Origin of the sequence: Synechococcus sp. R55.2 (assembly GCF_047462075.1) — a bacterium.
Classification (GTDB): domain Bacteria; phylum Cyanobacteriota; class Cyanobacteriia; order Thermostichales; family Thermostichaceae; genus Thermostichus.
On the sequence record NZ_JANSIH010000203.1, the window covers coordinates 1 to 5,873 of the forward strand.

At 58.9% G+C, this 5,873-nt stretch carries 4 protein-coding genes and 1 pseudogene; all 5 read left to right on the forward strand.

Features of this window, described 5'->3' with window-relative positions:
• Positions 1 to 1,923: pseudogene (locus tag NW838_RS07245) on the forward strand (type II secretion system protein); the annotation flags it as partial.
• 63 nt (positions 1,924 to 1,986) lie between these two features.
• The gene (locus NW838_RS07250) at positions 1,987 to 2,730 is read left to right on the forward strand and encodes a prepilin-type N-terminal cleavage/methylation domain-containing protein (RefSeq protein WP_414357416.1); all 744 of its coding nucleotides are present in this window, start codon (positions 1,987 to 1,989) and stop codon (positions 2,728 to 2,730) included.
• 71 nt (positions 2,731 to 2,801) lie between these two features.
• The gene (locus NW838_RS07255; protein WP_414357418.1) at positions 2,802 to 3,893 is read left to right on the forward strand and encodes a type II secretion system protein J; all 1,092 of its coding nucleotides are present in this window, start codon (positions 2,802 to 2,804) and stop codon (positions 3,891 to 3,893) included.
• Positions 3,894 to 3,903: 10 nt separating this feature from the next.
• Positions 3,904 to 4,476 carry a Tfp pilus assembly protein FimT/FimU gene (locus NW838_RS07260; protein WP_414357420.1) on the forward strand — a complete coding sequence of 191 codons (573 nt, stop codon included), beginning with the start codon at positions 3,904 to 3,906 and terminating at the stop codon, positions 4,474 to 4,476.
• 61 nt (positions 4,477 to 4,537) lie between these two features.
• Complete coding sequence (carA, locus tag NW838_RS07265; RefSeq protein ID WP_414427767.1) at positions 4,538 to 5,725, forward strand: glutamine-hydrolyzing carbamoyl-phosphate synthase small subunit; 1,188 nt, start codon at positions 4,538 to 4,540, stop codon at positions 5,723 to 5,725.
• The last annotated feature ends 148 nt before the right edge of the window (positions 5,726 to 5,873 follow it).

Sequence of the window (5,873 nt, forward strand, 5' to 3'; positions counted from 1 at the left end):
TGGCACCATGTCACCCAAACTCGCAGCCGCACCTGCACAGTGGCAGTTTGCGGAACCAGCTACACCGAGACGCAATCCCAGACGGTCAACTGCCCGCAGACCTGCAACTACAATTGGGGGCCTTGGTCGCCACCCGATTGCAGCCAGGTCAGCGTTTCCTGCGGCCAAACCAAAACGGTTACCCAAACCCGGATAGGCAACCGGATTGACGCCACCAGCAGCCCAAGTTGCCCGGCCACCAAAACGGAGACGCAATCTTTGAACTGTCAAGGCCCTCCCTGCGGGCCAGGTACCTTTGCGCCCGAGGCTCCCGGCGAGAGCCCCTTGGGCGAGTGGATGGCGGCCAAGCCCAACACGGTGGATTTGCGCCCCGTCTGGGAAATCCAAGCGGATCCGGAGCCAGAGACCATTGGCGTGAACATGGTGGCCGCGGCTTCTGCCGAAGGCGTGACGATCGCTCTGCAGCCGGAGCTTTCCCCGGTGCTGGAAGTGAAAGCAGGGGTGCCCAAGCTGCCCAAGTGGCCCAGCCCTGCCGAAGCTTTGCAAGCGGCCTTTAACTGGATGTTTGGCGAGCCAGCTTATGCCGCCCGCAATGGCCTGAAGGGCAACTTGCCCTCTCAGATTGCAAATCCTAGCAAGGAGCCTGGCATCCGCCCTGCTGAGAAGACCAGCTCCAAGATTTCTGGAACTCCTGCTGTGGGTACCGATGACTGGGCCCGGCAACTGCGGCGGCAACTGCTCAACAAGGACGGAGAAATTCGCTGTGGCGATGAACAGGTCACTCCCTCAGACGGTGGCTTCTGGGTGCCGGGGGTATTTCGCCCCAACTTCAACGACCGCTTCAAGTACACCGCCTACACCGGTGACAGCCGACCCAGCACTCTGCGTACCTCTCCTAAAGGTGCCGATCCTACCTTCGAGGATCTCAACAAGAATGGCATTTGGGATCTGGAGGAGCCTTCAAATGTTTTGGAGCGGGATCCACTGTTTGGGTTAGACTTGCCGGATCGGCCAGAGCTAGAGATCCAACCCCAGATGGCGCTCAACCCTTACGCCCGCGTCAACAAAAGCGCCGCGACCCAAGCCTACACTCCCGCGTCCAAGTATGCGGACGGATACTACATTAACCACAAGGGCAGTGAAGATATTCGCAATGGCCTCTGCTTCTACGTCAAGCCCAACGGCAACACCATCCAGGTTCAGATCGACCGTAACGGCGGCGATGGCGATGGCCTGGTCTGGGTGGATGTGGAGCCGTACACTCTCAGCATCAATCAACCCACCACCGGCTTTGCAGGCAGCAACCCCGTGCTGGGGGTGATCCTGGACGAGGTGACCCGTCGGCCCATTCCGATCCCGCGCTTCCAGGAGCTGGCCCCAGCCGCAGCCGACTTGAACCAGCGCCGCCGCAACGACAACGGCACCCAAAACCGGCAGCTCCAGCCGGCCAGGGAAACGCGGGTAAATGCCATTGCCATCAGCGGTGTGATCCCGTCTCGGCTGGATCAGACGGGCGGGGGCATGCACAACTTCCTGCGCCTCAACGAGCTGTGGAGAGATGTCAACCTCTTTTTCAGCGGCTCGATGATCCAGCTCAACTACAGCACCTATGCTACCGGCCCCTTCCTGCAGCACAGCTTTGAGCCACCCGGTCTGGTAGACGATCCAACCTTTGTGCGGGGCTACGACTACTACTACCCACCCAACCGCCGCTTCGGCTACGACGTGGGTCTGCAAATTGCCCGTCGTCCCAGCGCGGTGTCGGCCCGCTTCCAATTCCCCTCCAATACCCGCACCGAGTTCTTGCGAGAGCTGGATCCTCAGGATCCGTATGTGCGGCGGCTGCGCTGTGCCTTGCAACAGCAGCCAGGTGTTCCTCTACAGGCTGCTGCTCAGATTGGAGGTTGCAGTGACTTCAACTGATATTGACTTCCCAAGCTGGGGGTAAATTCAAAGTAGGGGCAGCAGGCAAACACGGGAGGGGATATGAAAAAGTGGCGGCTTTTGCGGCAGCAATTGGAAGCAGAGGGCTTCACTCTCATAGAGGTCTTGGCCTCCGTGATTATCGTGGCTATTGCCATGACTGCCCTTGCCCCTGCCCTTACCTTGGTTGCCTATCGGCGGGCCATGACCGAGCGCGTGGAGGTAGCCAATCAACTGGCCCAGGCCGAGGTGGATCGGATCCGCACGCTGGTTGACCTGGAGCTGGCCGCTAACCCAGTTGCCTTTCAGAACCCGGCTCAGTTGGCCCGTCTGCCCAGAGTTGGAGCGAATCCCCTGGCAAGTACCCCAGCACCGGCCACTATGGATACTAACGGGGACAATTATTCGATTCGCTTGGCTCAAATTCAGTTGCCAGGACGCAACCCTGAAGAATATGTCATTCAAACCTTTCGCAGTGGTGGTGGAGATTGTATTGACCGACGCAACAACACCGTGATTGCGGGGGTTCCCTGCACCTTCCTGATAGGGGTGAGGGTTTACCACCGCTTTTCTTTTGACCCAGCGACCCGACAGGCCCTTCCTGGGTTGCGAACCGAGTCGGTCTCCGCCAATCAGAACTTGGCCAATGCCGATGTGTGGCTCTTTCCCATGGCCAGCTCGATTGTGGAAGTCAACCTGGCTGCCAATTTGGGGGATGTTTGCCGCGCCGTTTTGGCCGACGTTCGAGCCAGGGGTGGGATCCCAGCCAGCAACTGTGAGGCATTTCCTCTGCCCGGCAGCCCCTAGCTCATTGCCCTGAGGCGGATTGGCAGGATCCCTCTCTGGATTTACAAGATATAAGGTAGTGGTGTTTCCCTATGTTCAAGGTCTTACGCCGGAGGGTTAATCAGAGTGCGGGGTTTACCCTCATTGAGCTGCTGGCTGCGCTGCTGATGGCTTCGATCTTTCTGCTGGCCACGGGCATGATCGTCATCGAAACCATGCGGGTGGATCGGGAAGAGACAGGGCGCACCCAAGTGCAGGCGGAGCTGACGCAAGCCATGCGGTATATTCAGCAGGATCTGGCGGAAGCTCTCTACATTTACAACGATGCGGAACAGCCCAACGGTAATGGAACGCCGGATCTCATTGAGCGGCTTTACACTCCTGGATGGATTCGCCGCCCCGATGGTGCCGTTCCGGTTGTCGCTTTTTGGAAGCTGAATCCGATCCCACGCGATTGCTATCAAGGCCCTCCGACGTTGCAACAAATCCGAGAAGGCCGAGTAACTTTGAAGGAAAGACCTTCAGGCATTTCCCAATCTGATTGGGAAAACATTCGCAGCCGCCGCAACATCTACACCTTGGTTGTGTATTACTTGCAGCGCAACTACAACAACGCCGGTAACCCAGACGGCAGCACCCCCTGGGAGGGTAATGCGCGCATTGCTAGGTTTGAGTTGCAACCTCTTAATGACACATGCACTGAGCGCAGCCGATTTTTTGTCGAGGATCCGGATCCCTTCCGGGAAGGCTTTCTGGTTTGGCCCTCTGAGCAAGCTAGGGCTCGCCAAACTCCCATTGCTGGGGCAGGCAATCAAGGTAATCGACTGGTAACTCTGGTCTCCAACATCTTCAGCAGCCGGCAGGACAGCCCCCAGGTTGCTCCCCCTTGCCCACAGGGCTATGCCTTTGGAGGAGGCCGACCCAACGGGGTTACCTTCTCGGGGTTGGGGGTCAATCAGAACGATGTGGGTTTTTATGTCTGTGTCCGGCGCGGTGCCTCTGCGAGCCTTCCCCAAGATGTGATTGTGAACATTACAGCAACCGCTATGGAACGCTCCAACCCTGGTTTGTTCCGGCGCTACATTCAAGATGCGACGAGTGTCGATGCGGAACAGGTGTCGCGGTACTTGACGGCGATGCAAACTCAAGTTTTGGCCCGTGGTGTGTTTAATCGTCAAGCCTAGTCAAGCCTATGTGACTTATTCGGAGGGGGGATCCCTGCCTATGCTGGCCTCGGTGAGCGGATCTAGACGGATTGCACCTGCCCAGACAAGGGGCTTTACGCTGATAGAAGTCTTGGCGGTTATTGTCATCATCGGCATCTTGGCTGTGCTGGCCGTTCCCTCTGGGATCAACATCTGGGCGCGGATCCAGCTTGAGGATGCGCAGAACAGGGTGGAGCGAGCCTTGCGCACCGCCCGCACCAACGCCAGGGCTTCTCTCCTGGGCCGAGCTTGGGTGGTGGGGGTGGACAATTCAGAGCCAAACGTGCCGACTCTGGTTATCCAGGATGAGGAGGGCCTCTGCGATGAACCTACCCCCTGTCAGCGGCTACGCCTGAACAATTTTGTAACTGTAGCCAACACCTTCAATGACGGAAGGGCGGTTTTTGAATCCGATGGCCGCGCCCGTCAACTGGGTCGCTTTGTGGTCAGCAGCACCTACTCTCAGGGAGAAAACCGCTGCGTGGTGGTGAGCACCTTGATAGGCACTATCCGCAAGGACAACGACCCGGCTTGTGCAAGCAGAACAGATGCAGAAGACTAGCCAGGCTTGCAACCTTCTTGAAAGAGGGTAGGATGGTCAGGCCGATGTTTTTGGGTAGCGCATGGCCCCTTCTTCCCCAATCCTTCAGGAAAAAAGCTTTCCTAGGCAATCTCGTCAGCCTGCTTTGCTGGTGCTGGCGGATGGCACTGCTTTCTCCGGCTGGTCTTTTGGGGCGCCGGGCACGGCGGTGGGCGAGGTGGTGTTTAACACGGGCATGACCGGCTACCAGGAGGTGATCACCGATCCCAGCTACCGGGGGCAGATCATTACTTTCACCTGCCCTGAGCTGGGAAATACCGGAGTGAATGAGCTGGACGAAGAATCGGCTCGGCCCCAAGTAGCAGGGGTGATTGCCCGCAATGTGTCTCGCATGGTCAGCTCCTGGCGGGCTACATCCACCCTCCCCGAATACCTGCAACGATATGGGATCCCGGCCATTGCTGGGGTAGATACGCGGGCTTTGGCACGGCGGCTGCGCTCTCAGGGGGTGATGAACGGGGCCCTTTCCACGGAGACTTTGGATCCCCAGGTTTTGTTGGAGCGGGTGCGCCAGGCTCCTTCCATGCAGGGGTTGAGCTTGGTGGCGGAAGTTACTACTCCCCAACCCTACGAGTGGCTGGAGCCTACGCCTGCCGATTGGGACTATGGGCGCAGCCAAGGGATCCCGATCCCGGAGCCGCCCCTGCGGGTGGTGGCCTTGGATTTCGGCGTTAAGCGCAACATTCTGCGCCGCCTTACCCGCTATGGCTGTCGGGTGATGGTGTTGCCGGCCAATGCCAGCCCGGAGCAGATTTTGAGTTACAACCCCGATGGGATCTTCCTCTCCAATGGGCCAGGGGATCCCGCCGCTGAGACGACTGCCATCCGCACCACGCAAGCGCTGCTGCAAACCGGGAAGCCCCTATTTGGGATCTGCCTGGGCCATCAGATTCTCAGTTTGGCCCTAGGGGGATCCACCTACAAGCTCAAGTTTGGCCACCGCGGCCTCAACCATCCCTGTGGGCTGGACAAGCAAGTGGAGATCACCAGCCAAAACCACGGGTTTGCGGTGGATGCCGACTCGATCCCTGCCGATGAGGTCACGATCAGCTACCTCAACTTGAATGACCACACCGTAGCCGGGATCCGCCACCGTCACCTGCCCCTGTTTTCTGTGCAGTATCACCCGGAGGCCAGCCCCGGCCCCCACGACGCCGATCACCTCTTCCGCGAGTTCGTGGAGCTGATGCTGCAGCACCGCTCCCGTTAGCCTCACCCCCGGCTTTTTTCCCTCAGGGCCAGGGCGGCGCGGGCTTATTCCCGGTCGTCCAAGTGAATCTTCTCGGAGCCCAGGATCAGGTAGTCCTCATGGCCTTTGCCGTCAATAACCACCGTATCGCCCGGCTGGGCCTCTAGGT